Genomic DNA, 25,359 nt, shown 5'->3' with positions numbered 1-25,359 from the left:
TCCGCCCCGCACCCTGGAGAAGCTCATGAAAATCGGTAACAGCCCTGAAGGCACAGCCAGCCCACCAAAGGCCGAGCAGCGCCCAGCCGCGCGCAAGCCGGAGGCCACCGCCACCGCTGAAACCGCCCGCGCCGCCGCCCCCGCCCCTGCACCTGCAGCCAGCGCCCATGTCGCTATTTCCAGCGCAGCCCAACTGGCCGCCAGTGGTGGCCCGGACGACGGCAGCTTCGATACCGCCAAGGTCCAACGCATCTCTCAAGCCATCTCCGAGGGCAAGTTCACGATCAACGCGAGTGCGATTGCGGACAAGCTGGTCGCGAATGCGCAAGAATTGCTGAGCGCTCGCGCCAACAAGCACTGAACGCCCGCACAACATGACCCTTATCGCCTCGCCCACTTCGCTCAGCCCCGAACTCGAACAGCCCCTGCTGTCCGTCGAGGCGGCGTTGAACCTGCTCGGCGACGCGCTGGCCCGCCGCGATGCCGCTGCCATCGAGCAGCATTCGGCCGAGTTGCACCAGCACCTGGCGCGCGCCGTGCAGAGCTTCAGCGAAGCCGCCCGCACCGGCAGCGTGCCCGCCGCGCTGCGCAACCGCCTCGTGCGCGCCGGCGGCCTGCTGGCTGCGCAACGTGAAACGCTGGCCCGTGGCAACGCCTCGCTGGACCGTGCGCTGGACGTGCTCATCCCCAGCGAACCCACCGGCCTCTACGGCGCCGGCGGCAAGGCCGAACGTCGTAGCGTCGGCGGCGGCAGCTTCCAGGCCTGAGTCGGCCCCGCTGCAAACGAGCCACCCGCAGGGTGGCTTTTTTGTGTGCGCCCAGCTTGGGCGCACTCTTGGTGTGCAAGTCCCGCCGTAAGTTGGTCACGACGAACGAAGCGAAGCGCAACTGCATGAGGGCGACCGAGTGTGGGGAGCAAGCGTGGAGCGAAGCGGCACTGCGGAACTGTGGAACTGCGTGCCGGGATGGACGGCGTACTTCCGACTGGCGCAGACCCCCGAGGTCATGCGCGCACTGCACAGTTGGGTTGCAACAAATACACGGTTAGGCCGCAAACGAGCGTTGGCGCCAGCGCCGGCCTGCGCACCAGCCGCTTGAGCTGACTACATTCCACTGCTGGTGCCGATACCAGCGGTTTTGGGATGCGTCAGATGAACCTTGTCTTCTCGCCCACCGTGAGGCTGATGCGCCGCTTGCCGATGGCGCACAAGTTCTGCATCGTCTGCCTGTGCTTTGCCATCCCTCTGGCCTATCTGCTGTGGTCGCTGGCCGGTGACCGTTCCGATGCGCGGGACTTCTCGGCCAAAGAGCTGATCGGCCTCGTCCAGTTGCGCCAGGCCAGCAGCCTGCTCAACGCTGCCATGCTGCTGCGCGGCGCGTCCATCGGCCTGAGCGCCAAGATGCCCGGTGCGGAGGCCAAGCGGGATGACGCGCTGGCCAAGTTCAATGCGCAGGCACAGGCACTGGAGCAGCACATTGGCCTGCAGCAAGACCCTCTCAAGCTGGCCTCCGGCCTCGCCGCCACGCGCGCCAAGGCCAAGGCACTGGTGGCGCTGGGCGCGGCCGACCCCGAGGCTGTCATCACCGCCGGCTATGCGTTGAGCGACACGGCCCTGGCCCTCATCGAGCAGGCGTCGTCCGAGTCCAACCTGGCGCTGGACCCCGATGCCGACACCTACTACCTGATGCTGACCGTCACCGACGCGCTGCCGCGCCTGCAGGACGCCATCGGCCGCGTGCGTGCGCTTGGCGCCGCCGCCGCCCAGATGGGCACGCCGCCCTACGGTGTGCTGCAGCGACTGCACCAAGCCGATACGCTGACCGAGGAATACCTGACCCGCCTGACCGGCGCGCTGACCCGCGTGGCCGCCGCCAACCCCGACGCCGTCAAGGGCCTGGACCTGCAACTTGCCGACCGCATCCGCAAGGACTTCCGCGCGAAGTTCGCCCAAAGCTTCGTGCTGGGCGAGCCGCCCAAGGTCGAGCCGGCCGCGTGGTTTGCGCTGGGCACAGAACAGATCGCCGCGGCGGACAACCTGCAGCGCGCCGCCGAGGCGCGCCTGGGCGAGCTGGTCACGCTGCGTGTCGGGCGCCTGGCGGGCGGCCTGTGGACGGCCATGACGCTGTCCATCGTCTTCGTCGTCATTGCCGCTTACGCGCTGATCAGCTACTACATGGCATCGCTGGCCACCAGCGTGGCGCTGGGCCGGCGCATCGAGGCGCTGGGCGCGGGCGACCTCAGCGATAACGAGGCGCTGGACGGCCGCGACGAGGTCGTCCTGGCGACCAATGCGCTGCGCGACGCCGTGCATCGTCTGAGCGGCCTCGTGCACGAGGTGCGCGCCGGGGCCGAGCACATCTCCACGTCGGCCACGCAGATTTCGGGCGCCAACCGCGACCTGTCGGCACGCGGCAGTGCGATGGCCTCCGTCGTCGAGCAGACCAGCGCCAGCACCGGCATGCTGGAGCAAACGGTCGACCACAACATGAGCAGCGCCCGCGAGGCGCACGAGCTTGTGCAGGGTGCCGCCGGCCTGGCCGGCCGGGGCGGCGAGATCGTCAATCGTGCCGTGCAGTCGATGGGCGAGATCACCGCCAGCTCGCGCCGCATCGGCGACATCATCCAGGTCATCGACTCCATCGCCTTCCAGACCAACATCCTGGCGCTCAACGCCGCCGTCGAGGCCGCTCGCGCGGGCGAGCAGGGGCGCGGCTTTGCCGTCGTCGCGAGCGAGGTCCGCTCGCTGGCCCAGCGCTCAGCCGAGGCGGCCAAGGAAATCAAGACACTGATCAACACCTCCATCGAGACCGTCCACCAGGGCGAGGCCTACGTGACCCAGGCCGGCACTTCCATGGGCGACATCGTGCAGGCCATCCAGCGCGTGGCGGCCATCGTCGGCGACATCAGCAGCCAGTCATCCTCCCAGGCCGACCAGATCCGCCAGCTCGGTGCCGCCATCCGCGAGGTGGACACGACGACGCAGCAGAACGCGGCGTTGGTGGAGGAGACGGCAGCGTCGGCGTCGCTGCTGGAAGACCGGGCGGGGCAGTTGCGGGATGCGGCGGCGAGGTTTCGGACGGCGGAGGTTTGATCAGCCCCAAAGCGCCGGCTTGTTCACCATCAGGAAGAACACCGCCAGCATGGCCGTGAAGGCCGGGTAGCCCAGCCATTCCCAGGCGCGTTGCCAACGCTCGTATTGCACTGACAGCGGACGGCCCCCGGCGAGCGCTGCTTCGACCTCCCGAGCCATCTTCAATTGCAGCCACAGCACCGGCAGCCAGCAGGCGCCGGCCAGCGCGTAGAGCAGCAGGGAGGCCAGCAGCCATGGCGTGGCGAGCGGCCAGCCGGCGGTGTGTGCCAGCCAGACGCCGCTGAGGGGTTGCACGAGGACGGCGGGCGTGGTGAACCACAGGTCGGCGCGCACGACGAGGCGGGCGACGACGGCGCGGGCTTCGAGGCTCTCGCTGCGGTTGGCGAAGAACAGGTAGAAGGCCGAGCCGAAGCCGGTGCCGACGAGCACGACGCTGGAGACGATGTGCAGCCATTTGACGAGCGGGTAGGTGTTCATATGCGTGGCTCCTTCTCGGCCATCAAGGCCAGCAGCGCCAGCACGGGCAGGTTCTTCAGCAGCGCGCCGAACGGGTCCAGCCACAGCGAGGGCAGGAGCGCGCTTGCCAGCAGCGTCATGCCGATAACACCGGCTGCGGCGAGGCGGTAGGTGAGGGCGCCGGGGCGCAGCAGGAGCAGCAGGCCGATGGCGGCGTCCCAGGCGCAGCCGAGCAGCACGAGGGCCAGCGCGGCATCGGCGGCGAGGCCGGTGGCTTGCTGCAGCAGCGCGATGCCGGCCGCGCCGCCGTCGTGCAGGCTGGCCGCCACGGTGCCCCACCACAGCAGCACGAGCGAGATGCGGGCGAAGTTCATCGGCTTCATACCCACGCCCCGTCCATCGCATTGCGCAGTGGCCGGCTCAGTGGCGACGGAGCATGCGGCTCGGCGCTGTCGTGGGCCAGCAGTTCCAGGGCGGTGCTGCACCAGGGGCCGAGCGCCACGAGGTCGCCCAGCCGGGCCGAGGCGCGCGTCAATGCCTGTGGCAACTCGATGTGGCGGGCAGGGCCTCGACCGAGCGCGGCGCGGCGGCGGGCGATCCATTCGGCCACCGTCGCGGCATCGGGGCCAACCGCCGTCCACGAGCTGGGTGGTTGCGGTGAAGCCAGCGCCGCAACGATGCCGGCGGCCAGATCTTCCACGCGAATGGGCTGCACGCGGCAGCGCGCCACCTCGGCCGGCAGCGGCAGCCAGGGCAGGCGGGCGAGCCGGTCCAGCATGCGGCTGCTGACACCGCCCACGCCGACGACGAGGCTGGGCCGCACGATGCAGGCGCGGCCCGCCAGCGCGATCTCACCGGCATGCTTGCTGCGCGCATAGGCGCTGACGCCGCCGCACAGCGCCGAGACGTGCACGAGGCGCTTGACGTCAGCCGTTTGGCCGGCGGCCTCGCAGGCCTCGGCCAGTGCGACCGGCGCGCGGTGGTGCAGCAGGTCGAGCAGGTCGGCCACGCCGCCCGCCTGGTCGCGCAGGCAGCCGGCCGCGTAGACGACGCCCTGCACACCCGCCAGCAAGGGCCGCCAGGCCTCGGGGCGTTCCCAGTCGGTGACGGGTCGCAGGCCGGCGCGCACGGCTTCATGGCCGGCCTCGGCCAGCGCGCGGCACAGGTGGCTGCCGATGAAGCCGCCGGCGCCAACGACGAGGATCTTCATGGCTCAGACCCACCTGTCTGCAGCAGCGATGGGCGCGCGGGGCGCCACGGCGGCGGGCTTGGCCAAGCGCTCCTGCACGGGCGCCCAGACGCGGCGCGTGATGAGGGCGATGCTGACGAAGCAGCCCGCTGCCGTCAGCCATAGCGCGCGGTGCACGGCGCCCAGCAGGCTGCCGTAGAACTCGCCGAAGGTCAGCGCCAGCACCAGGGTGCCGGCAATGGCCAGCACGTAGGCGCTGCGCACCCAGAAGTGCGCGCCGACCTTGCCGGGCAGCGGCTCCACACACAGCGAATCCAGCACCACCAACAGGATCGGCTGCAGGTAGCCGATGGCGACGATGGGGCCGAGGATGGCGATGAAGAGGGTGATGGAAAAGTTCAGCTCAGACATGGTGCTCTCCTTGGGTTGAATTCATTGAATGCGGCAAGCGCCATCGGCGGGGCAGGCGCGGTCCTGGATGCGGAAGGCGGTGCGGACCAGCGTGTGCGGCAGCTGGTAGCGGTGGCGCACGAGCCAGGGGTAGGCCCGTGCGGCCAGGCGCGCAAACCAGGGGCGGCGCAGCCAGCGCGCCACGCCGTCGAAACCCGTGGCCTCGTACATGACGACGAAGGCCGGGATGCCGATGAGCCAGCCACCGTCGGGCCGGCGCACATGCATGAGCGTCAGCATCGCGCTCAGGCTGACGCCCAGCGGTGCGGGGTCGAAGCCGGGCGCGGCGATGTCGACAAAGGCGAGGCGGCCGGCGGCGTTGCGTGCCATCAGCAATGCCATTTCGCCGCTGCACAGCGGGCAGGCGCCGTCGTAGTAGACGGTGTGGAGGGTCGCGTTGGTTGTCATGGCTGTTGTTTCTGTATAAAGAGAAATTAGTGGGCAAAAAAAGAGACCCGCAGGAGCCTCGCGTGCCTCGTCATCCCATGGGTGGCATCGGTGGGGTGACGGGAAAGACGCTGAGCGCGTCCCCGGCATCGGCAGGGCGCACGAAGCGCTGCACCTGAGCCCCCAGCTTGAGGATCTTCTCCAGCGTGGCGGGCGACAGCCGCAGCATCTCGTCGCTCCAACTGCCCAGGGTCTGCATGAAGTCCAGCGTGCTGCGCAGCCGGTCCTGCATGGCGGGCGATTCCTTCTCCAGGGCCGGGTCGCTCGACAGCTCGCGCAGCAGGGCCACGGTGGGGTCGAACTCGCGCTCCTTGCGCTCGCGCACGATAGTGCGGAACAGCTCCCACACGTCGCCCGAGGTCTCGTAGTAATCGCGCCGGTCGCCCAGCAGGTGGGTCACGCGGACGAGCCGCCAGTTGATCAACTCCTTCAAGCTGTTGCTGACGTTCGAGCGCGCCAGCACGAGCGTGTCGGCGAGGTCTTCGGCATGCAGGGGCTGGCCGTGCACGTAGAGCAGCGCGTGGATCTGCGCGACGCTGCGGTTGACGCCCCAGTTGGAGCCCATTTCGCCCCAGTGGACGATGAAGCGGCGGCTGATGTCGGTGAGTTCCATGGCGCCGAGCGTACGCCGTCTGAAAGTTCTGTCAACAGAGAAATTGATATTTGAATTGCCGCCCCTGGCTATGATCCCGTCGTTTTTTTTGCGTGGAGAGCCGGCATGGCAATGGATGTGGTGGATTTCGAGATCAAGGGCGCCGAGATGCAGTTCGTCGAGGTCGAACTGGACCCGGGCGAGGCGGCCATTGGCGAGGCCGGCTCGATGATGTTCATGGACGCGGGCATCGCCATGGACACGGTGTTTGGCGACGGCTCGGCCAACCAGGGCGGCGGCTTCTTCGGCAAGCTGCTGGGGGCCGGCAAGCGCCTCGTCACGGGCGAATCGCTGTTCACGACGGTCTACACGAACAACGGCACGAGCAAGCTGCGTGTGGCCTTCGCCGCGCCCTACCCGGGCAAGATCCTGCCGATGGATCTGCGCCAGCTGGGCGGCACGCTGATCTGTCAGAAGGACGCCTTCCTGTGCGCCGCGCGCGGCGTGTCGCTGGGCATCGCCATCCAGCAGAAGCTGTCGACCGGCTTCTTCGGCGGCGAGGGCTTCATCATGCAGAAGCTCGACGGCGACGGCTTGGCCTTCGTGCACGCCGGCGGCACCGTCGTGCGCCGCACGCTGCAGCCGGGGCAGACGCTGCTGGTGGACACCGGCTGCGTGGTGGCCTACACGCCCAACGTCAGCTTCGAGATCCAGTACGTCGGCAAGATCAAGACGGCGCTGTTCGGCGGTGAGGGCTTGTTCCTGGCCAAGCTGACCGGCCCGGGTGAGATCTGGCTGCAGAGCCTGCCGTTCTCGCGCCTGGCGTCGCGCATCTTCGCGGCCGCGCCGCAGAACGGTGGCCACAAGGAAGAGGGCTCGGTTCTCGGTGGTTTTGCCGGGGCGGGGCTGCTTGGGGGCCTCCTTGGTGGCGATGACGACTGAGCGTCGCCGGTAAACTGCAGATGTGAGGGCGGCAGCTGCCGCCCTTTCTGCTTTTTGAGGACTCGGAATGTTTCGTTGCGGCTTCATGGCCCTGCTGTTGTCGGCGGGCCTTGCCAGCGCCCAGCCGGCGCGACCCCCTGTGTTTGTGCTGAATTCGCTGGATGCCGACATCGCCGTCGTCGACCCCGTCAGCTTCACCGTCATCAAGCGCATCCCGACCGGCAAGGAGCCGCATCACCTCTACCTGTCGCCCGACGAGCGGTCCCTCATCGTCGCGAATGCGCTGGGCGACACGCTGACCTTCGTCGACCCGCGCACGGCGGAAGTGCAACGCGTCGTTCGCGGCATCTCCGACCCGTATCACCTGCGCTTCTCGCCCGACATGAAGTGGCTCGTGACGGCCTCCAACCGGCTCGACCGTGTCGACCTCTACCGATGGCAGGGCAGCGTGGCCGCCGAGCCCCTGCAACTCGTCAAGCGCATCCCGGCGCCCAGGACGCCGAGCCACCTGAACATCGACACCAGGAGCACCACGCTCTACGTCAGCCTGCAGGACAGCGACGAGCTGCTGGCCATCGACTTGGCCACGCAGGCCATCAAGTGGAAGACGCCGGTGGGCAAGATGCCGGCAGACATTTACCTGACACCCGACGACAAGTTCGTGCTCATCGGCCTGACGGGGGACAAGTTCGTCGAGGTCTGGGACGTCAGCGGCGTCGCGCCGAAGCTGGCTAAGCGCATCCAGACCGGCAACGGCGCCCACTCCTTCCGCGCCTGGGGCGACAAGCGCCATGTGCTGGTGTCCAACCGCGCCGCCAACACCATCAGCAAGATCGACCTGGCCACGATGGCCGTCGTCGACCAGTTCCCCGCGCCCGCCGGGCCTGACGACATGGAGCTGCTGACCGACGGCCGCACGCTGCTCGTCACGTCGCGCTGGGCCGGCAAGCTGACGCAGATCGACACGGTCACGCGCAAGGTCGTGCGCCAGGTCAAGGTGGGCAAGTCGCCGCATGGCATCTGGACGCTGGACCACACCCCGCGTCTATGAAAGCCTGGCTCCTGGCGCTTGCGGTCACCACAGCCGTGGCGCAGCCGGCCTGCGACAAGCCGGTCTACCTCACCTTCGACACAGGCCACATGGGCGTCGCGCCGCTCATTGCGCAGACGCTCAAGAAGCACAACGCCAAGGCGACCTTCTTCCTCGCCAGCGAGCCGACGCTGACCGGCGGCACGACGCTGGACGACACCTGGGCGCCGTGGTGGCGCGAGCGCGCGGCCGAGGGCCATGACTTCGGCGCCCACACCTGGGACCACGACGTGTTCCTGGAGGACTTGCCCGATGCCGACGGCAAGGTCACGCGCTTCAAGGTGCGCACCCAGGCCGGCGTCAACCCGCCCGTCGTGCGCGAGCTGTCGGCCGAGCAGTACTGCGCCAGTCTCAAAAAGGTTGGCGACCGCTTCACGGCGATGACCGGCAAGTCGCTTGGACCCATCTTTCGCGCGCCGGCCGGCCGCACATCCGCAGCGCTGCTGAACGCCGCCAAGGCCTGCGGCTTCACGCATGTGGGCTGGGCGCGCGCCGGCTTCCTGGGCGACGAGCTGCCCAGCGGCCCGCACCCCAACGCGCAACTGCTGGACAAGGCGCTGCGCGACATCAAGGCCGGCGACATCCTCATCGCCCACCTCGGCATCTGGGAGCGCCAGGAGCCCTGGGCGCCGGCCGTGCTGGAGCCGTTGATGACCGGCCTTGAGGCGCGCGGCCTGTGCTTCGCGCCGTTGCGCGATCATCCAAGGTACGCCCTTCTGTTCAATAAACCGTGATCGACTGGATCTCCAACACCTTCGACAGCCTGCAACTGGCGCTGTACGAGAACGTCGTGCAGCCCATCGTCTTCGGCCTGGGTTTTGGCAACCTGCTGGAGGACGCGTTCGATGCGACCGGCTGGCTGCTGCTGGGGCTGCTGCAGATCGCCTTCATCCTGATCGGCATCCGCGTGCTGGAACGCCGCTGGCCCGTCGAGCCGGTGACCGACCACGCGGCCATGCATGTCGATGTTTTCTACACGCTGATCCACCGCCTGGGCCTGGTGCGCCTGGCGATGTTCTTCACCATCGACCCGTTGTGGGACAGCATGTCCAGCGAACTGCGCCTGGCCGGCCTGTCGACCTGGCAGCTCGATGGCCTGTGGCCGGGTGTAACGGACCTCGCCTGGGTCAGCCTGCTGCTTTACCTCGTTGTCTTCGACTTGGTCGGCTACTGGCTGCACCGCGCCCAGCACCAGTTCAACTGGTGGTGGGCCCTGCACAGCCTGCACCACAGCCAGCGCCAGATGACGATGTGGAGCGACAACCGCAACCATCTGCTGGACGACGTGCTGATGGGCACCGCCTTCGCGCTGCTGGCCCGCTTCATCGGCGTGGAGCCGGGGCAGTTCGTCGCCATCACCGTCATCACGCAGTTGCACGAGAGCCTGCAGCACGCCAATGCGCGCATCAGCTTCGGCGTGATCGGCGAGCGCCTGCTGGTCAGCCCGCGCTTTCATCGCCTGCACCACAGCATCGGTATCGGCCATGAATCGGGCGGGCGCGGCACGCTGGGCGGCCACAACTTCGGCGTGCTGCTGCCGGTCTGGGACCTGCTGCTGCGCACCCACAACTTCGACAACCGCTTCGACCCCACCGGTGTGCGCGACCAATTGCCCGAAGAGGGCGGCCGCGACTACGGCGAGGGCTTCTGGCACCAGCAGTGGCTGGGGCTCACGCGGCTTGTCACGTCATTCAGAAAGCCCGCTTGATGCAACTTCCGCAAGGTCGTCCTAGCCCGCAAGGCATGCAAGGTCTCGCCGACTCCTTCTGGCGCGCCGCCGCCTACTGCCTGCACCCGCGCGTCATCGGCCTATCGCTGCTGCCACTGGTCATCTGCGGTGTGCTGGTGTTCGGCTTCATGTTTTTCTTCTGGGAATCGGCAATCGCCGGCGTGCGCGCCACGCTGGAGAACTGGCTGCTCATCGAGAGCTTGCTGCGCTGGCTGGATTCCTACGGCCTGCAGGCCTTCCGCAGCGCGCTCGCGGCCATCGTCGTGCTGGCTGGCGTGCTGCCCGTCGTCATCCTGCTGAGCCTGTTGCTGGTAGCGCTGTGCATGACGCCGGCCATCGTGCGCCTGGTGGCCGAGCGGCGCTTCCCGCTGCTGGAGAAGAAGCGCGGCGGCACCTTGTTGCAGAGCGTTCTCGCCTCGCTGGGCGCCACGCTGCTGGCCCTCGTGCTCATCCTGCTGTCGATACCGCTGTGGCTGATCCCGCCGCTGGTGATGGTGCTGCCGCCGCTGATCTGGGGCTGGCTGACCTACCGCGTCTTCGGCTTCGACGTGCTGGCCGAGCACGCCTCGGCCGAGGAGCGCCGCGCGCTGCTGAAGGAGCATCGCGCGCCCATGCTGGCCATGGGCATCATCTGCGGCTACCTCGGCGCGGCACCGTCGCTGATCTGGGCCTTCAGCGCGATGGCGGTCATCCTTGCGCCCTTCCTCGTGCTGTTCGCCATCTGGCTCTACACGCTGGTGTTCGCCTTCTCCACGGCCTGGTTCACGCACTACGCGTTGGCGGCGCTGCAGGCGCGGCGAGCCGCGGAGCCGGTCGTGATATCCGAAGTCCTCCTCCCCGGAGCTTGAAATGCAAGTTGGCCTGATCATCATTGGCGACGAGATCCTGTCGGGCAAGCGCCGTGACTCGCACTTGGCCAAGTTCATCGAACTGCTGTCCGAGCGCGGCATGCAACTTGGCTGGGCCCAATACCTCAGCGACGACCGCGAGCTGTTGACGGCCCGACTGAGCGCGGCGTTTGCCAGCGGCGACCTCGTGGTCAGCTGCGGCGGCATCGGCGCCACGCCCGACGACCATACCCGCCAGTCCGCCGCCGCCGCACTCGGCCGGCCGCTGGCGCTGCATCCGGAGGCGCGCGAGCTGATCTGGCAACGCATCCAGCAGATGGCCGCCGAGCAGGGCAAGACTGTCGACGCCGACGAACCAGATAGCCTGCGCCGCCTCGAGATGGGCGTCTTCCCCGAAGGCGCCGGCATCATCCCCAACCCCTTCAACAAGATCCCCGGCTTCTTCGTCGACAACGTGCACTTCGTGCCAGGTTTCCCTGTGATGGCGCATCCGATGATGGCCTGGGTGCTGGACCGCTTCCCTGCATTGCACCGCGAGCGCGGCATCGTCGAGCGCTCGCTGATCGTGCAGGGCGCCATGGAGGCCAGCCTCACACCGTTGATGGAATCCGTAGAGGCCGAGTTCACTGGCATCAAGGTTTTCAGCCTGCCGAGCGTCGACCACCCGCAATGGGGGCGCTGCATCGAACTCGGCGTCAAGGGCGAAGAGGCAGACCTCATCGCGGCCTACGATGCGCTGAAACGGGGCGTGACCAAATTTGGTGCGTCAATCAGCACTGAACTGGTGCGATAGACGCGCCGCCGTAACTCACCCCAGAACGATAATGTTGAGAGCTGCCAAGCCGCAACCCATGTCGGTGCAAATTGGCATGCAAACTGCTTTGCTTTCTCCCGTGGCTGCGGGCGCATGAGCGCTCCGTAGCGGCAACCAACCCCTTGATCCCGTAGGAGCAATTGATGGCCAAGACCGTCGCCGATGTGATGACCCTTGTGAAGGAAAACGAAGTCAAGTTCGTTGACTTCCGCTTCACTGATACCCGTGGCAAGGAACAGCACGTCACCGTGCCGGTTTCCCATTTTGATGAAGACAAGTTCACGTCGGGCCATGCCTTCGACGGCTCCTCGATCGCCGGCTGGAAGGGCATCGAAGCATCGGACATGCTTCTCATCCCCGATCCCAACACAGCCAACATCGACCCCTTCTTCGAAGAGCCGACGCTGATCCTGACCTGCGACGTCATCGACCCGACCGATGGCAAGGCCTATGAGCGCGACCCGCGTTCGCTGGCCAAGCGCGCAGAGGCTTATCTGAAGTCCTCCGGCCTGGGCGACACCGCCTACTTCGGCCCGGAACCCGAATTCTTCGTGTTCGACAGCGTGCGCTGGGGCAACGACATGTCCGGCTCGTTCTTCAAGATCGAATCGGAAGAAGGCGCCTGGAACTCCTCCAAGGAATACGAGCACGGCAACAGCGGCTACCGCCCCACCGTCAAGGGTGGCTACTTTCCCGTGCCCCCGGTCGACAGCGGCCAGGACATGCGCTCGGAGATGTGCCTGATCCTCGAGCAGTGCGGCATCCCCGTCGAAGTTCACCACCACGAAGTGGCGAACGCCGGCCAGATGGAAATCGGCACGCGTTTCAGCTCGCTCGTCGAGCGCGCCGACTGGACGCAGCTGCAGAAGTACATCGTCGCCAACGTCGCCCATGCCTACGGCAAGACTGCGACCTTCATGCCCAAGCCCCTGGTGGGCGACAACGGCTCCGGCATGCACGTTCACCAGTCCGTCTGGAAGGATGGCAAGAACTTGTTCGCCGGTGACGGCTACGCCGGCCTGAGCGACTTCGCGCTGTACTACATCGGCGGCATCATCAAGCACGCTCGCGCGCTGAACGCCATCACCAACCCGGGTACGAACTCGTACAAGCGTCTGGTGCCCGGCTTCGAAGCTCCGGTGAAGCTGGCCTACTCGGCCAAGAACCGCTCGGCCTCGATCCGCATCCCCTACGTGGCCAACCCCAAGGGCCGCCGCGTCGAAGCGCGCTTCCCGGATCCGTCGGCCAACCCCTACCTGTGCTTCGCAGCGCTGCTGATGGCCGGTCTGGACGGCGTGGAAAACAAGATCCATCCGGGCGAAGCCGCCACGAAGGACCTGTACCACCTGCCGCCGGAAGAAGACGCGAAGATCCCGACCGTCTGCCACAGCCTCGACCAGGCCCTGGAGTATCTGGACAAGGACCGCGCCTTCCTGACCAAGGGTGGTGTGTTCACCGACAGCTACATCGACGCCTACATCGACCTGAAGATGCAGGAAGTGACCCGCTTCCGCATGGCCACTCACCCGGTCGAGTTCGACATGTACTACGCGCTGTGATGACCCGCGGCAGCCTCACCGCTGCCTTGGTCTTCCCCAGTGAAGGGGGCCGCTGCTGCGGCCCCTTTTTTACGCCGCGCTCTGATCCACAATCCCGCCATGCTGAATCGACTGCTGGCACCGCTGTTCGTCCTGGCCAGCCTGGGCGCGCAGGCGCAGGGCACGGTCTATCGCTGCCCCGGCCCACCGGTGCTCTACACCGACGCGCTTTCGTCCAAGGAGGCGCACGAGAAGGGCTGCCGCACGATCGAAGGCACGCCCATCACCGTCGTGCAATCGCCCCGGCCGCGCACGGGTGCCTCCGCATCGGCGCCGTCTGCGGAGGCTCGCGGTGCTGAAAGTCGCGTCGAGGCTGGCCAGCAGCGCGTGCGCGACGACGAGCGCCGCCGCGTGCTGCAGACCGAACTTCACCAGGCCGAGGAACGTCTCGCCAATGCCCAGCGCGAGTTCGCCACCGGCCAGGAGCGCCGCGGTGACGAGCGCAACTACCAGAAGTACCTCGACCGCATGGCCGAGCTCAAGGACAACATCGGCCGCTACGAGGCCGACGTGCAGGCCCTCAAGCGAGAGATCGCCAAACTTCCGTCCTAGGGCGCTTGGCGCCACGGGGCTTCCCACGCGCCATGACTGATACCTCCCTGTTGCCGGACGAGTTCTCCGGCCTGGACCTGCTCGCGACCATGGTCGTCGTCGTCAGCGCCGAAGGCGAATGCCTGTTCGCCAATGCCGCGTTCGAGAACGCCATGCGGCTGTCGCGCCGCGCCGTGCAGAAGTCCCAACTGCCCGACTGGTTCGACGACTCCCAGCGCCTGGTCGAAACCCTGGGTGGTGTGGCCGCCAACCAATACTCCAGCAGCCGCTTCGATGCCGTGCTGCGCCGAGGCGCCTGGGCCCATGAAGACGGCCTGCCTGTGCATGTCATCGTCTCGCAGATGGACGACGCGGACGACGGCGCACCGCGTGTGCTGGTCGAGCTCATCGAGATTGCCCAACTGGCCCGCCAGGACCGCGACGAGCGCAACCTCGATCAGGTGCAAGCCACCAAGGAGCTGACGCGCAATCTCGCCCACGAAATCAAGAACCCGCTCGGCGGCATTCGCGGCGCTGCGCAATTGCTGGCGCTGGAGCTGCAGGAGGGTGACCCGGAGCTGACCGAGTACACGCAGGTCATCATCCACGAGGTGGACCGCCTGCAAAGCCTCGTTGACCGGCTGCTCGCACCGCACCGCAAGGCCCAGGTCGTGGGTGACGTCAACATCCACGAGATCTGCGAGCGTGTCAGGGCGCTGGTGCTCATCGAGCATCCCAAGGGCCTGGACATCGCCCGCGACTACGACACCTCGCTGCCGGACTTCCGCGGTGACCGCGAGCAGTTGATCCAGATGACGCTGAACATCGTGCAGAACGCCGCACAGGTGCTCGCTTCACGCATTGCCGCCGGCGACGCGCAGATCGTGCTGCGCACGCGTGTGGCCCGGCAAGTAACCGTTGGCAAGCAACGTTGGCGCTTGGCACTGGAATTGCATATTGAGGACAACGGTCCCGGCGTTCCCGCCGAGATCCGGGATCGCATCTTCTTCCCCCTGGTCTCGGGGCGGGACGGCGGCTCGGGCCTCGGACTCACGCTTGCACAGACGATTGCGCAGCAACATCAGGGCATGATCGATTGTGAAAGCGAGCCGGGCCTGACGAATTTCCGAATCACGCTGCCGCTGCCCTAACTCACAAGGTGAGGGGCGCGGCTGAGGAACCGCATGAAATCCATCTGGGTTGTTGACGACGACCACTCGATCCGCTTCGTGCTCGAGAAGGCCCTGGCCCGCGAGGGGCTGCCGGTGCGCAGCTTCAGCAATGCGCGCGACATGCTCGCTGCGCTGGAAGACGATTCACCGCAGGTGCTCGTCTCCGACATCCGCATGCCGGGTGGCTCTGGGCTGGAGCTGCTGGCCAAGGTCAAGGCCAAGCTGCCGGCCCTGCCCGTCATCATCATGACGGCCTACTCCGACCTGGACAGTGCCGTGTCGGCCTTCCAGGGCGGCGCGTTCGAGTACCTTCCCAAGCCCTTCGACCTGCCCCGTGCCGTGGAGTTGATCCGCCGTGCGCAGGAAGAGAGCCAGCGCGAAGCCGGCGAACAGGAAGCCTCCGCGCAAGTGCCCGAGATGCTCGGCCAGGCGCCGGCCATGCAGGACGTCTTCCGTGCGATTGGCCGGTTATCGCAGAGCAACGTCACCGTGATGATCACGGGCGAGAGCGGCTCGGGCAAGGAGCTGGTGGCGCGCGCGCTGCACAAGCACAGCCCGCGCGGCGAAGGGCCCTTCGTGGCCATCAACACGGCGGCCATCCCGAAGGATTTGCTGGAGAGCGAACTCTTCGGCCACGAGCGCGGCGCCTTCACCGGCGCGCAAGCCTCACGTCGCGGCCGCTTCGAGCAGGCCGACGGTGGCACGCTCTTTCTCGATGAAATTGGCGACATGCCCTTCGAACTGCAGACGCGGCTGCTGCGCGTGCTGTCCGACGGCCAGTTCTACCGCGTCGGCGGCCACAGCCCGATGCGCAGCAATGTGCGCGTCATCGCCGCCACCCACCAGAACCTGGAAGAGCGCGTGCGCCAGGGCGTGTTCCGCGAGGACTTGTTCCACCGTCTCAACGTCATCCGCCTGCGCCTGCCGCCGCTGCGCGAACGCAAGGAAGACGTGGCCTCGCTGGCCCGCCACTTCCTGCAACGCAGCGCCACCGAGCTGGGTGTCGAGCCCAAGCGCCTGAGCGACGCGGCGCTGGTCGTGCTGACCAACTTCGAGTTCCCCGGCAACGTTCGCCAGTTGGAGAACATCTGTCACTGGCTCAGCGTCATGGCGCCCAGCCAGACCGTCGAGCCCAAGGACCTGCCTGACGAAATCCAGCCCGGCTACGTCGCCGCGCCGTCGCTGGGCCAGTCCACCAATGCGCAGTCCCAGGCGGCTGCTGCCGCTGCGGCACCCGTCGCTGCTGCTGCACCCCCCAGCACCAGCAGCGGCGAAGGCTGGCTGGCCGACATGGCCACCGATGCCCGCACCCGCCTGCTCGCCGGTGAACCCGACGTGTGGGACGCGCTGACCAAGCGCTTCGAGGCTCAGCTCATCCTGACCGCACTCGACATCACCCGCGGCCGCCGCATCGAGGCCGCGCAGAAGCTCGGCATCGGGCGGAACACGATCACGCGGAAGATTCAGGAGTTGGGGTTGGATGTGTGAGGCCCTGAGCGTCCGGACTTGTACCTTAGAACCGCCTCTTGCACGCCCTCTTCGGATTGAAGCCCAAGCAGTCTTGGCAGCTCAAGCCCAGAGGCGATGAGGACAGCGTCAGCCAACTCTAGGAACTCCTCAATCTCAACTTCAGTGAAGTTTGGACCGATAAAGTCCGAACCGATATGCCTGACAACTTGAAGAGCTCCGGTGTGGGCATAGCTGTTCAGCGGCTGCATTACCTGATTGTGCAGACGTTCCAACGTCTCAATGTACTCACCGTCATCGTGGGAACGCAGCTGACGTAGCGCTTTGGATGGTTCTGGACGATAGCGGTCTTCCTCAAACTTCTTGAGGTGATGCTCGTCAGCGGCATACGTGAGCCATAGGCCATTCACACAGCCCTCATACATCGACCGCAACAGAGCAGCTGCGGAGCCATGGAGACCGTTGTCGACAAGTATGGTGATGGCGCAATGGTGTTGAAACGCTACGCTGTGGCTGGCAAGGGCCAAAGTGGCGCGTCGATCGTTCGGTGCTGCACCTGCACCTGCAACGACATCCAAATCGCTTCGAAGGCGGTTTGAGCATTGGAGAGCTAAGACCATTGACGAACTCATCAGGCTCTTACGACTGCGGCTATTGCTGTTCGTATGTGTTGGCATAAAAGTCATCCCAATACCGATGCGCGCGTGGCCAATTGGGATATGCCCGTCTCACCAATGTCATAGCACTCTGCAACGCCGTAAATGATTCCTCCGCATTCTTCGAGTCTCTGATCTTGCCCGCGCGTTCGAGTGCCATGATTGCGTGAATTAGCGCCTCAGTGAACCTGCCTTCAGCCTCTTTGCCCTTGTCCTTTCCGAAAAAGGACCGCTTGCCAAAATCGTCGAACGCCTTTTCAGCGGCCATTACCAAATCAAGTAGTTGCTTCGTCGAAGCTCCGTACACGTTTTTTAGGACGAGTTCTGCGGTGCGATCAGTCATTGGCGCCTCGTAGCCCATAGGTTGATGGGGCAAGCAAGCGAACCCCAACATCAGTTGTCGGAACTCAGTGCGTTCAATCAGACAACATAATCAAACCGGCTGCGCGGTGAACTTCACCCCCAGTGCGCGCGCCACCTTCATGACCGTCTCAAAGCGAGGCTTGGCGCCCGGCGCGAGCGCCTTGTAGAGGCTTTCGCGGCCCAGCCCCGCGTCCTTGGCCACCTGCGCCATACCCTTGGCGCGTGCCACGTCGCTCAGGGCGAGCAGCAGCAAGTCGGGATCGTCAGCTTCAAGCACGGCGGTCATGTACTCGGCGATGGCCGCGTCGTCGTCAAGGTAGCGCGCGGCATCGAAGGCGACGAGCTTCAGCGGTGCTTTGGTCTTGGTCATAGATCGTCTCCGAGTTCAGAGGCCAGCTTCAAGGCGTGGCGGATGTCGCGTTTCTGCGTGGACTTCTCTCCCGCGTTCAGCATCACGACGATGACTCGACCGCGGCGCACGAAATACAGCCGGTAGCCAGGCCCGTAATGCACTCGCATTTCGGACAGCTCGCCTTCAATCGGCTGCCAGTCGCCGAGGCTTCCCGCTTCTGCCTGCCGCAGCCGGGCCGCGATGCGTATCTGAGCCCGCTTGTCCTTCAGGGCGTCGAGCCACTCGACGAATCCCTCGGTCAGACGGACGGTGAACATGCCTCGAATGTATCCGTATGGATACGGAAGTCAAGCTCAGGGTTCGGCGGTTTGAGAAATGGCGTGAGGCGCCGCCGGTCGTCCTCAACGGCCGCTCATGCGCAACCCCAGCAGCACCACCGTCGCCACCCCAAACACCAACGTCAGCCCCCGCCAGAACAGCAGCGGATGCCGTTCCTGCAGCGGCGTCCGGTCCCGCCTCATGAACTCCGGCCCCGGCGCATGCAGGTCGTGCAGGAACTCCGACAGCGCCTGCTGCCGCCGCGCTGCCTGCGGCTGCAGCGCCTTCCTCAGCACGCGGTCCAGCCACTCCGGCAAGTCCGCCCGGCGCGTGCGCAGCGGCACGTACTGCAGCTTGTGCAGGTCGCGGTCGCCGCGCACCTGCGGCACCTGCAGGCCGTAGGGCAGGGCGCCGGTCAGCATCTGGTAGATCAGCACGGCCAGCGAGAACAGCTCGCCCACGGGGGAACCGCCATCGCCGGTGAAGTATTCCGGCGCCGTGTACTGCAGCGTGCCGGCCAGCTCCAGCGCGCGGGCGTCACCCAGGCCTTCTCTGAGGCCGGCCACATGGGCCGAGGCGAGGTCGATGAGGATGACGGTGCCCTGGCGGTTGATCATCAGGTTCTCGGGCCGCAGGTCCTGGTGCAGCATCTCCTTGCGGTGCAGGGCCTGCAGCCCGCGGGCGATCTGGTCGGCGATGCCGCGCACCTCGTCCAGCCCGGGGCGAGGGTGGTCGGTCATCCACTGCGCCAGCGTCTGGCCGTGGATGAACTCGACGGCGGTGAAGAGGTGCTCGCGCTTGCGCTCGGGCGGCGCGGCCTTGATGACGTGCGGGCTGTCGACGCGACGGGCCACCCATTCCTCGCTGGCGAAGCGGTCCAGCTCGCGCGCATTGCCAGCCAGGTCGGCCGTGGGCAGCTTGAGGGCCCATTCGCGCCCGTCGGCGTCCACAGCCAGCACGACCTGGCTGCGCGCCGTCTGCTGCAGTTCGCGCACGACGCGGTAGCCCTCGAATTCCTGGCGTGGCGACAGGTGTGGCGGCAGCCGCAGGCCCTCTCGGTTGACCGGCGCTGCGGTCTGGGTGGGCAGGGACTCGACCCGTGCCAGCATGACGGTGACGTTGTCATCGCTGCCACGGGCCAGCGCTGCGGCTACCAGCGCTTGCGCCGCGGCCTGCATGTCGCTGCCGTGCTGGGCCAGCGTCGCCTGCATGACGGCCGCGTCGAGGAACTCGTAGGCGCCGTCGGTGGCAAGCAGGAAGGTCTCGCCCACCTCGGTGGCCCAGCTGGCGTAGTCGATGTCCAGCCGCGCGGTCACGCCTAAAGCGCGGCCGAGGTAGGTCTGGCCGCCGTAGAGGCGTACGCGGTGGTCCTGGCTCAGCTGCTCCAGCGCGCCGGCATGCACGCGGTAGACGCGCGTGTCGCCGACGTGCAGCAGGTGCACCTCGCGGCCCTTGAAGACGAGGGCGCTGAAGGTGCAGACATGACCGCGGTCCTTGTCGAAGCGGCCTTCGCCGCGCTGCGTCTCGGCGTGCAGCCAGGCGTTGGTGGCGGCCAGCACGCACTGCGCGGCGCGGCGCACCGTCCAGGCTTCGGAGGTGCCGTAGTAGTCCTCCAGGAAGCCGCGCACGGCGGCGGCGCTGGCGACCTGGCTGACGGGGCTGCTGCTGATGCCGTCGGCGACGGCCAGCGCGATGCCGCGTGAGCGGCGCTGTGCATCGGTGGGCTGCGCAACGCCGTGGAAGTCCTGGTTCAGTGGCTTGCGGCCGGCCTCGGAATGCTGGCCGACGGCAAGCCGCAGGCTCACTTGACGAGCACCCGCTTCGGTGCGGTCTTGTAGTGCGTCGAGTACAGCGTCAGGCCCACAAAGGTCAGGCCGCCGACGAGGTTGCCGACGACGGTGGGGATTTCGTTCCAGATGAAGTAGTCCATCAGCGTGAAGTTGCCGCCCAGCATCAGGCCCGAGGGGAACAGGAACATGTTGACGATGCTGTGCTCGAAGCCCATGTAGAAGAAGACCATCACCGGCATCCACATGCCGATGGCCTTGCCTGACACCGAGGTCGACATCATCGCCGCGACCACGCCGGTCGAGACCATCCAGTTGCACATCACGCCGCGGATGAAGAGGGTCAGCATGCCGGCGGCGCCGTGGGCCGCGTAGCCCACCGTGCGGCCTTCGCCGATGTGGCCGATCTTCACGCCTACCGCGTTGGGCGCCTCGCTGAAGCCGAAGGTGAAGATGATGGCCATGAAGACAGCCACCGTCAGCGCGCCGGCAAAGTTGCCGAAGAACACCAGCGTCCAGTTGCGAAAGCACCCGCCCCAGGTGGCGCCGGGGCGCTTGTCCAGCACGGCCAGCGGCACGAGCGTGAACACGCCGGTCAGCAGGTCGAAGCCCATCAGGTAGAGCAGGATGAAGCCGACCGGGAACAGCATCGCGCCGACCAGCGCATTGCCGGTGTTGACGGTGACCGTCACGGCGAAGGCCGCAGCCAGGGCCAGGATGGCGCCCGCCATGTAGGAGCGGATCAGCGTGTCTCGGGTGGACATCAGCAACTTGGATTCACCGGCGTCCACCATCTTGGTGACGAATTCGGTCGGGACGACGTAGGCCATGAGGGTTGTCTCTCTTCAGTGGTGAGGGGCGAATCAGTTCAGCGCAACGAGCACGCGGCCGTCCTGCACCTGGACGGCATGGGCGCGCACCGATTGCTCGGGCGCCTCCAGGCATTCGCCGGTGTTGAGGTCGAAATGGTTCTTGTAGAGCGGCGAGGCGACGACGATGCGGTCGCCCAGGTTGCCTACCAGGCCGCGCGACAGCACGCTGGCGCCGGAGCGCGGGTCGATGTTGTCGATGGCGTGAAAGCGGTCACTGCCGACACGGAAGACGGCCACGTGGCGGCCGTCCACCAGCGCAGCGACGCCGGTGTTGGGAAGGATGTCGTCAACCGCGCAGATGGAAGTGAAGTTCATGTCGTTGGCTCCTTGATCAGGCGGTAGCTTCTTCTTGGGGTTCATCAATGCGCTCTTCTGGGCGCGCGGGGCGGATCTGGCCGCGCTCTTCAATGAAGATGATTCGCTCGTCTGGCTTGTCGCTGTTGACGAAGGAGCGGAAGCGCTGGCGCACCTCGGGCGTCTCGATGGCCGTCTTCCATTCGCATTGATAGCTGTCAACGACGGCCTGCATCTGCGCTTCCAATTCGGCGCCCAGACCCAGGCTGTCGTTGATGACCACTTCTTTCAGGTAGCCCAGGCCGCCTTCGAGGTTGTCGCGCCAGGTGCTGGTGCGCTGCAGGCGGTCGGCCGTGCGCACGTAGAACATCAGGAAGCGGTCGATGAACTTGAGCAGGTCGGCCTTGGAGAGATCGCTGGCGATCAGCTCGGCGTGGCGCGGTTTCATGCCGCCATTGCCGCAGACGTAGAGGTTCCAGCCCTTTTCCGTGGCGATGATGCCGACGTCCTTGCCCTGCGCCTCAGCGCATTCGCGCGTGCAGCCGGAGACGCCAAACTTGATCTTGTGCGGCGCGCGCAGGCCCTTGTAGCGGTTCTCGATTTCCACGGCCAGGCCGACCGAGTCGTCCACGCCGTAGCGGCACCAAGTGCTGCCCACGCAGCTTTTCACAGTGCGAAGAGACTTGCCGTATGCATGACCGCTCTCGAAGCCGGCGGCGATCAGCTCTTCCCAGATCAGCGGCAGCTGCTCGACCCGCGCACCAAACATGTCCACGCGCTGGCCACCGGTGATCTTGGTGTACAGGCCATATTTCTTGGCGATCTGGCCCACGGCGATGAGCCCGTCGGGCGTGACTTCGCCGCCCGTCATGCGCGGCACGACGGAGTAGCTGCCGTCCTTCTGGATGTTGCCGAGGTAGTAGTCGTTGCTGTCCTGCAGCGCGGCCAGCTTGGGCTCCAGCACGAACTCGTTCCAGCACGACGCGAAGATGCTCGCCGCCGTGGGCTTGCAGATGTCGCAGCCCAGGCCGGTACCGTGCTTGGCCAGCAGATCGCTGAAGGTCTTGACGCCGCCCACGCGCACCAGGTGGTAAAGCTCCTGGCGCGAATGCGGAAAATGCTCGCAGAGGTGGTTGTTGACCGCCATGCCCAGCTTGGCCATCTCGAACTTCATCACCTGCGTGACCAGCGGCACGCAGCCGCCGCAGGTGGCGCCGGCCTTGGTGCAGGCCTTGAGCGCGCCCATGGTGGTGGCACCGTCGGCCACGGCCGCGCAGATCTGGCCCTTGGTGACGTTGTTGCAGGAGCAGAGCTGGGCACTGTCGGGCAGCGCGTCGGGGCCGATGCCCGCAAAGGCTTTGCCATCGCTGCTGGGCAGGATCAGGAACTCGGGTTCGGCCGGCAGCTTGATGCCGTTGAGCTGCATCTGCTGCAGCGTGCCGTATTCGGCCGCATCGCCCACCAGCACGGCGCCCAGCAGGAACTGGCCGTCCTCGCTGACGACGATCTTCTTGTAGATCTGCTTGCGCTCGTCCACGTACTGGTAGCTGCGGCAGTTGGGCGTCTTGCCGTGGGCATCACCGACGCTGGCCACGTCCACGCCCATCAGCTTGAGCTTGGTGCTGAGGTCGGCGCCGGGGAAGGCGGCTTCAGCGTCACCCGTGATGTGGCGGGCGGCCACGCGGGCCATCTCGTAGCCGGGGGCGACGAGGCCGTAGGTCATCTCGTTCCAGGCCGCGACCTCGCCGATGGCGTAGACGTTGCGGTCGCTGGTGCGGCAGTGGTCGTCGATGACGACGCCGCCGCGCGGGCCGATAGCCAGCACGCACTGGCGGGGCAGTTCGTCACGCGGGCGGATGCCGGCGGAGAACACGATCATGTCGGTCTCCAGCCAGGTGCCGTCGGCAAACACCATGCGGTGGCGCGCCATCGCGCCGTCGGTGATCTCCAGCGTGTTGCGGCCGGTGTGGACCTGCACGCCGAGGTCTTCGATCTTCTTGCGCAGCACGCCGCCGCCGCCCTCGTCGATCTGCACGGCCATCAGGCGCGGTGCGAACTCGACGACGTGCGTCTGCAGGCCCATGTCGCGCAGCGCCTTGGCGCATTCCAGGCCCAGCAGGCCGCCACCGATGACGACGCCGGTCTTGGACACGGCGCCGCTGGCCTTCATGCCCTCCAGGTCCTCGATGGTGCGGTAGACGTGGCAGTGCGGGCGGTCGCGTCCGGGCACCGAGGGCACGAAGGGGTAGGAGCCGGTGGCCAGCACCAGCTTGTCGTAGTGCACGACCTCGCCGTCGGCCAACGTGATGGTTTGGTCGCGCCGCTCGATGGCGGCGGCCTTGGCGGCCAGGCGCAGCTTGAAGCCGCTTTTCTCGAAGAAGCCCTCGGGAACGAGCGACAAGTCCTCGGCCGACTTGCCCGAGAAGAACTCGGACAGGTGCACGCGGTCGTAGGCCGGGCGCGGCTCCTCGCACAGCACCGTCACCTGCACGTCTGGGGCGGCGTGCCCTTCAGCGAGGGATTCGAGAAATTTCTGACCCACCATTCCGTGGCCGATGAGGACGATGTGCATGGACTGCCTTGCGAAGCAGGCGTCGCCGGGAGGCTGCGGTAGGCCAATCGGTAACGCCAATAAAAAAGGCCCCGCAAGCAGCTGGCTGCTCGGTCGGGGCCGGTCGTATGGGAGTCGCCACCGTTGGCGAAGGTTCCCAAGTGGCCAGCGTGTGCTCGACCTCTCAGACTCTTCTTCGCAAGAGGCATGCCTGCGCCTAGCCAGGTGCCATTCGGGTGTTTGACCCGCCCCAGACCGGTGGCAAGCACTGGCACGGTGCAATCAAATGCACCGCAGCGGGGCAATCAGCCCCGTCAGCGGGCCGGGCGGTCCAGCATGACTTCCAAGCCTTGCGCGTTCAGCTCGGCGTCCATGGCCAGCCAGTCGGCCGCCTCGGCACCGGCCGGGTGCCCGTGCGCATGCAATCGCGCCAGATAGCCGTCTAACAGTGCAGCCTTGAGCTGCTCGTGCCGGTCGGGTGCCGACCGAACTGACTCGGCCAGCGCGACCATCTCGTCCACCTGCTCCAGCATCACGGCTGCCAGGCGCCGTACCTCGTCCACGCTGCCGCCGACGCGGCCGTAGTGCGTCACCTGCATGGCCAGCGGCTCGGCGGCCAGCAGGCGAGTCACCGTCGCCTTCAGCGCCTCGGGCTCGAACTGCACCGGCGTGCTGGTCGGCAGGATCCACGCGCGGCCGTCCACGTCGAAAGCGCGGTAGGACAGGCCGAAGGTGTCGCCGGTGAACCAACTGCGGCTGCGCTCGTCCCAGATGGCGTGGTGATGGCGTGCATGGCCGGGGCTGTCGACGAGCCGCAGCGGCCGGCCGGCGAGGTGGATGACCTGCTCGTCATGCGAGGCCTCGGCGCGCTCGGCCGGCACCGGCACCAGTTTGCCGTAGCTGCGCCGCATCTCCTCGTCGCCGTAGACGGCCAAGGCGCCCAGCCACAGCGCCTTGGGGTCGACCATGTGGCGCAGGCCACGCGGGTGCACCAGCGCGCGGGCGTGTGGCAGGGCCTGCATCAGCAGGCCGACGCCGCCGGCATGGTCCAGATGAACGTGGGTCGGGATGACCCAGTCGACCGCTTCTGTCGTCAACCCCAGTGCGGTGAGCGCCGCCAGCAAGCGTGGCACGGCGTGGTTGGTGCCGGTGTCGACGAAGGCGGCGCGGCCGTCCTCCACCATCAGGTAGGCCGCGTCGAAGCGCGGGCGCTGGAAGCCGGTGTCGATGGCGTAGATGCCTTGGCCGAGGTCGTCGATGAAATCAAGCATGGGAGTGAAGCGAGGGACTCGCTTCCTAGAATCGGCGCTCACGATAGCCGAAGGAGCCCGCGTGGCCGTTCACGAGATTCTGAAGATGGGCGACCCGCGCCTGCTGCGCGTGGCCCAGCCGGTCACCGAGTTCGGTGCGCCGGCACTGAAGGCGTTGATCGCTGACATGTTCGAGACGATGGCCGCCGCCAACGGCGCGGGCCTGGCAGCGCCGCAGATTGGCGTGGACCTGCGCCTCGTCATCTTTGGCTACACCAACAGCGTGCGCTACCCCGACGCGCCGCCGGTGCCGCCCACCGTGCTCATCAACCCGGTCATCGAGGTGCTGGACGGCGGCCGCACCGAGGGCTGGGAGGGCTGCCTGTCGGTGCCTGGCCTGCGCGGCGTCGTCGAGCGCGACGAGCGCATCCGCTACACGGGCGTTGACGCCGAGGGTCACCCGATTGACCGCATCGCCGACGGCTTTCACGCCCGCCTC

The 25,359-nt window shown here is 66.8% G+C and carries 29 protein-coding genes; 14 read left to right on the top strand and 15 right to left on the bottom strand.

Translation table 11 applies throughout. The annotated features are described in order from the left end of the window. Positions 1-25 precede the first annotated feature (25 nt). The 3 genes from flgM to ABIS05_RS16335 all read left to right on the top strand — a co-directional run bounded on the left by flgM (position 26) and on the right by ABIS05_RS16335 (position 3,092). A complete protein-coding gene (gene flgM, locus ABIS05_RS16345) occupies positions 26-361 on the top strand; it encodes a flagellar biosynthesis anti-sigma factor FlgM (protein WP_348009552.1) in 336 nt (111 codons plus the stop codon). A gap of 13 nt (positions 362-374) precedes the next feature. Beyond that, on the top strand, positions 375-767 hold the full coding sequence (locus ABIS05_RS16340; protein ID WP_348009551.1) for a hypothetical protein: 393 nt from the start codon (positions 375-377) through the stop codon (positions 765-767). A gap of 384 nt (positions 768-1,151) precedes the next feature. Beyond that, entirely contained in the window at positions 1,152-3,092 is a 1,941-nt protein-coding gene (locus ABIS05_RS16335) for a methyl-accepting chemotaxis protein (RefSeq protein WP_348009550.1), read from the top strand. Here the strand turns inward: ABIS05_RS16335 and ABIS05_RS16330 are convergent, their stop codons facing one another. The 6 genes from ABIS05_RS16330 to ABIS05_RS16305 all read right to left on the bottom strand — a co-directional run bounded on the left by ABIS05_RS16330 (position 3,093) and on the right by ABIS05_RS16305 (position 6,247). Continuing rightward, positions 3,093-3,569, bottom strand: coding sequence for a DUF2269 domain-containing protein (locus ABIS05_RS16330; RefSeq protein ID WP_348009549.1), 477 nt, complete (start codon positions 3,567-3,569; stop codon positions 3,093-3,095). After that, the gene (locus ABIS05_RS16325; protein ID WP_348009548.1) at positions 3,566-3,922 is read right to left on the bottom strand and encodes a DoxX-like family protein; all 357 of its coding nucleotides are present in this window, start codon (positions 3,920-3,922) and stop codon (positions 3,566-3,568) included. The genes ABIS05_RS16330 and ABIS05_RS16325 overlap by 4 nt, the downstream gene beginning before the upstream one ends. 5 nt (positions 3,923-3,927) lie before the next feature. Beyond that, positions 3,928-4,758, bottom strand: a complete 831-nt coding sequence (locus ABIS05_RS16320) for an NAD-dependent epimerase/dehydratase family protein (RefSeq protein WP_348009547.1) — start codon at positions 4,756-4,758, stop codon at positions 3,928-3,930. Positions 4,759-4,761: 3 nt separating this feature from the next. Continuing rightward, positions 4,762-5,148 (bottom strand): hypothetical protein, encoded by a 387-nt coding sequence (locus ABIS05_RS16315; RefSeq protein ID WP_348009546.1) that lies wholly within the window; start codon positions 5,146-5,148, stop codon positions 4,762-4,764. A gap of 21 nt (positions 5,149-5,169) precedes the next feature. Further along, positions 5,170-5,595 carry a DUF393 domain-containing protein gene (locus ABIS05_RS16310; RefSeq protein ID WP_348009545.1) on the bottom strand — a complete coding sequence of 142 codons (426 nt, stop codon included), beginning with the start codon at positions 5,593-5,595 and terminating at the stop codon, positions 5,170-5,172. Positions 5,596-5,665: 70 nt separating this feature from the next. After that, a complete protein-coding gene (locus ABIS05_RS16305; protein ID WP_348009544.1) occupies positions 5,666-6,247 on the bottom strand; it encodes a MarR family transcriptional regulator in 582 nt (193 codons plus the stop codon). A 105-nt stretch (positions 6,248-6,352) separates the two neighbouring features. On the opposite strand from ABIS05_RS16305, the gene ABIS05_RS16300 reads away from it, so the two are divergent. From ABIS05_RS16300 to ntrC, 10 genes are all read left to right on the top strand, one after another. Next, positions 6,353-7,168 (top strand): TIGR00266 family protein, encoded by an 816-nt coding sequence (locus tag ABIS05_RS16300; RefSeq protein ID WP_348009543.1) that lies wholly within the window; start codon positions 6,353-6,355, stop codon positions 7,166-7,168. Between the two features lie 67 nt (positions 7,169-7,235). Next, complete coding sequence (locus ABIS05_RS16295; protein ID WP_407074820.1) at positions 7,236-8,219, top strand: YncE family protein; 984 nt, start codon at positions 7,236-7,238, stop codon at positions 8,217-8,219. Beyond that, the gene (locus tag ABIS05_RS16290; RefSeq protein WP_348009542.1) at positions 8,216-8,992 is read left to right on the top strand and encodes a polysaccharide deacetylase family protein; all 777 of its coding nucleotides are present in this window, start codon (positions 8,216-8,218) and stop codon (positions 8,990-8,992) included. Before ABIS05_RS16295 ends, ABIS05_RS16290 begins: the two co-directional genes overlap by 4 nt. Beyond that, on the top strand, positions 8,992-9,966 hold the full coding sequence (locus tag ABIS05_RS16285; RefSeq protein WP_348009581.1) for a sterol desaturase family protein: 975 nt from the start codon (positions 8,992-8,994) through the stop codon (positions 9,964-9,966). Before ABIS05_RS16290 ends, ABIS05_RS16285 begins: the two co-directional genes overlap by 1 nt. Before the next feature lie 35 nt (positions 9,967-10,001). Then, positions 10,002-10,835: an EI24 domain-containing protein gene (locus ABIS05_RS16280; protein ID WP_348009541.1), complete on the top strand. Its 834-nt coding sequence runs from the start codon at positions 10,002-10,004 to the stop codon at positions 10,833-10,835. A gap of 1 nt (position 10,836) precedes the next feature. Continuing rightward, positions 10,837-11,628 (top strand): molybdopterin-binding protein, encoded by a 792-nt coding sequence (locus ABIS05_RS16275; RefSeq protein ID WP_348009540.1) that lies wholly within the window; start codon positions 10,837-10,839, stop codon positions 11,626-11,628. A gap of 164 nt (positions 11,629-11,792) precedes the next feature. After that, positions 11,793-13,208, top strand: coding sequence for a type I glutamate--ammonia ligase (glnA, locus tag ABIS05_RS16270; RefSeq protein WP_348009539.1), 1,416 nt, complete (start codon positions 11,793-11,795; stop codon positions 13,206-13,208). A 99-nt stretch (positions 13,209-13,307) separates the two neighbouring features. After that, complete coding sequence (locus ABIS05_RS16265) at positions 13,308-13,799, top strand: hypothetical protein (RefSeq protein WP_348009538.1); 492 nt, start codon at positions 13,308-13,310, stop codon at positions 13,797-13,799. Positions 13,800-13,831: 32 nt separating this feature from the next. After that, the gene (glnL, locus tag ABIS05_RS16260) at positions 13,832-14,929 is read left to right on the top strand and encodes a nitrogen regulation protein NR(II) (RefSeq protein WP_348009537.1); all 1,098 of its coding nucleotides are present in this window, start codon (positions 13,832-13,834) and stop codon (positions 14,927-14,929) included. Positions 14,930-14,962: 33 nt separating this feature from the next. After that, on the top strand, positions 14,963-16,438 hold the full coding sequence (gene ntrC / locus ABIS05_RS16255; protein WP_348009536.1) for a nitrogen regulation protein NR(I): 1,476 nt from the start codon (positions 14,963-14,965) through the stop codon (positions 16,436-16,438). Here the strand turns inward: ntrC and ABIS05_RS16250 are convergent. From ABIS05_RS16250 to ABIS05_RS16210, 9 genes are all read right to left on the bottom strand, one after another. Continuing rightward, on the bottom strand, positions 16,414-16,995 hold the full coding sequence (locus tag ABIS05_RS16250) for a DUF6988 family protein (RefSeq protein ID WP_348009535.1): 582 nt from the start codon (positions 16,993-16,995) through the stop codon (positions 16,414-16,416). The genes ntrC and ABIS05_RS16250 overlap by 25 nt on opposite strands. 73 nt (positions 16,996-17,068) lie before the next feature. After that, entirely contained in the window at positions 17,069-17,416 is a 348-nt protein-coding gene (locus ABIS05_RS16245; RefSeq protein ID WP_348009534.1) for a hypothetical protein, read from the bottom strand. 90 nt (positions 17,417-17,506) lie between these two features. Next, entirely contained in the window at positions 17,507-17,806 is a 300-nt protein-coding gene (locus ABIS05_RS16240) for an addiction module antidote protein (protein ID WP_348009533.1), read from the bottom strand. Continuing rightward, on the bottom strand, positions 17,803-18,105 hold the full coding sequence (locus ABIS05_RS16235) for a type II toxin-antitoxin system RelE/ParE family toxin (protein ID WP_348009532.1): 303 nt from the start codon (positions 18,103-18,105) through the stop codon (positions 17,803-17,805). The genes ABIS05_RS16240 and ABIS05_RS16235 overlap by 4 nt, the downstream gene beginning before the upstream one ends. Before the next feature lie 84 nt (positions 18,106-18,189). After that, complete coding sequence (locus ABIS05_RS16230; RefSeq protein WP_348009531.1) at positions 18,190-19,911, bottom strand: protein kinase domain-containing protein; 1,722 nt, start codon at positions 19,909-19,911, stop codon at positions 18,190-18,192. Further along, positions 19,908-20,723: a formate/nitrite transporter family protein gene (locus ABIS05_RS16225; RefSeq protein ID WP_348009530.1), complete on the bottom strand. Its 816-nt coding sequence runs from the start codon at positions 20,721-20,723 to the stop codon at positions 19,908-19,910. The genes ABIS05_RS16230 and ABIS05_RS16225 overlap by 4 nt, the downstream gene beginning before the upstream one ends. Before the next feature lie 33 nt (positions 20,724-20,756). Further along, positions 20,757-21,080 carry a nitrite reductase small subunit NirD gene (gene nirD, locus ABIS05_RS16220; protein ID WP_348009529.1) on the bottom strand — a complete coding sequence of 108 codons (324 nt, stop codon included), beginning with the start codon at positions 21,078-21,080 and terminating at the stop codon, positions 20,757-20,759. A gap of 16 nt (positions 21,081-21,096) precedes the next feature. After that, positions 21,097-23,631, bottom strand: a complete 2,535-nt coding sequence (gene nirB / locus ABIS05_RS16215; RefSeq protein ID WP_348009528.1) for a nitrite reductase large subunit NirB — start codon at positions 23,629-23,631, stop codon at positions 21,097-21,099. A gap of 293 nt (positions 23,632-23,924) precedes the next feature. After that, positions 23,925-24,881 (bottom strand): MBL fold metallo-hydrolase, encoded by a 957-nt coding sequence (locus tag ABIS05_RS16210; RefSeq protein ID WP_348009527.1) that lies wholly within the window; start codon positions 24,879-24,881, stop codon positions 23,925-23,927. A 61-nt stretch (positions 24,882-24,942) separates the two neighbouring features. Here ABIS05_RS16210 and ABIS05_RS16205 point away from each other — a divergent pair. After that, a partial coding sequence (locus ABIS05_RS16205) for a peptide deformylase (protein ID WP_348009526.1) occupies positions 24,943-25,359 on the top strand: 417 nt, incomplete at its 3' end.

It is taken from the genome of Roseateles sp. (assembly GCF_039929605.1).
Lineage (GTDB): Bacteria > Pseudomonadota > Gammaproteobacteria > Burkholderiales > Burkholderiaceae_C > Pelomonas.
Note: the sequence above shows the minus strand (reverse complement) of the source record. Positions and strands in the feature narration are given on the sequence as shown.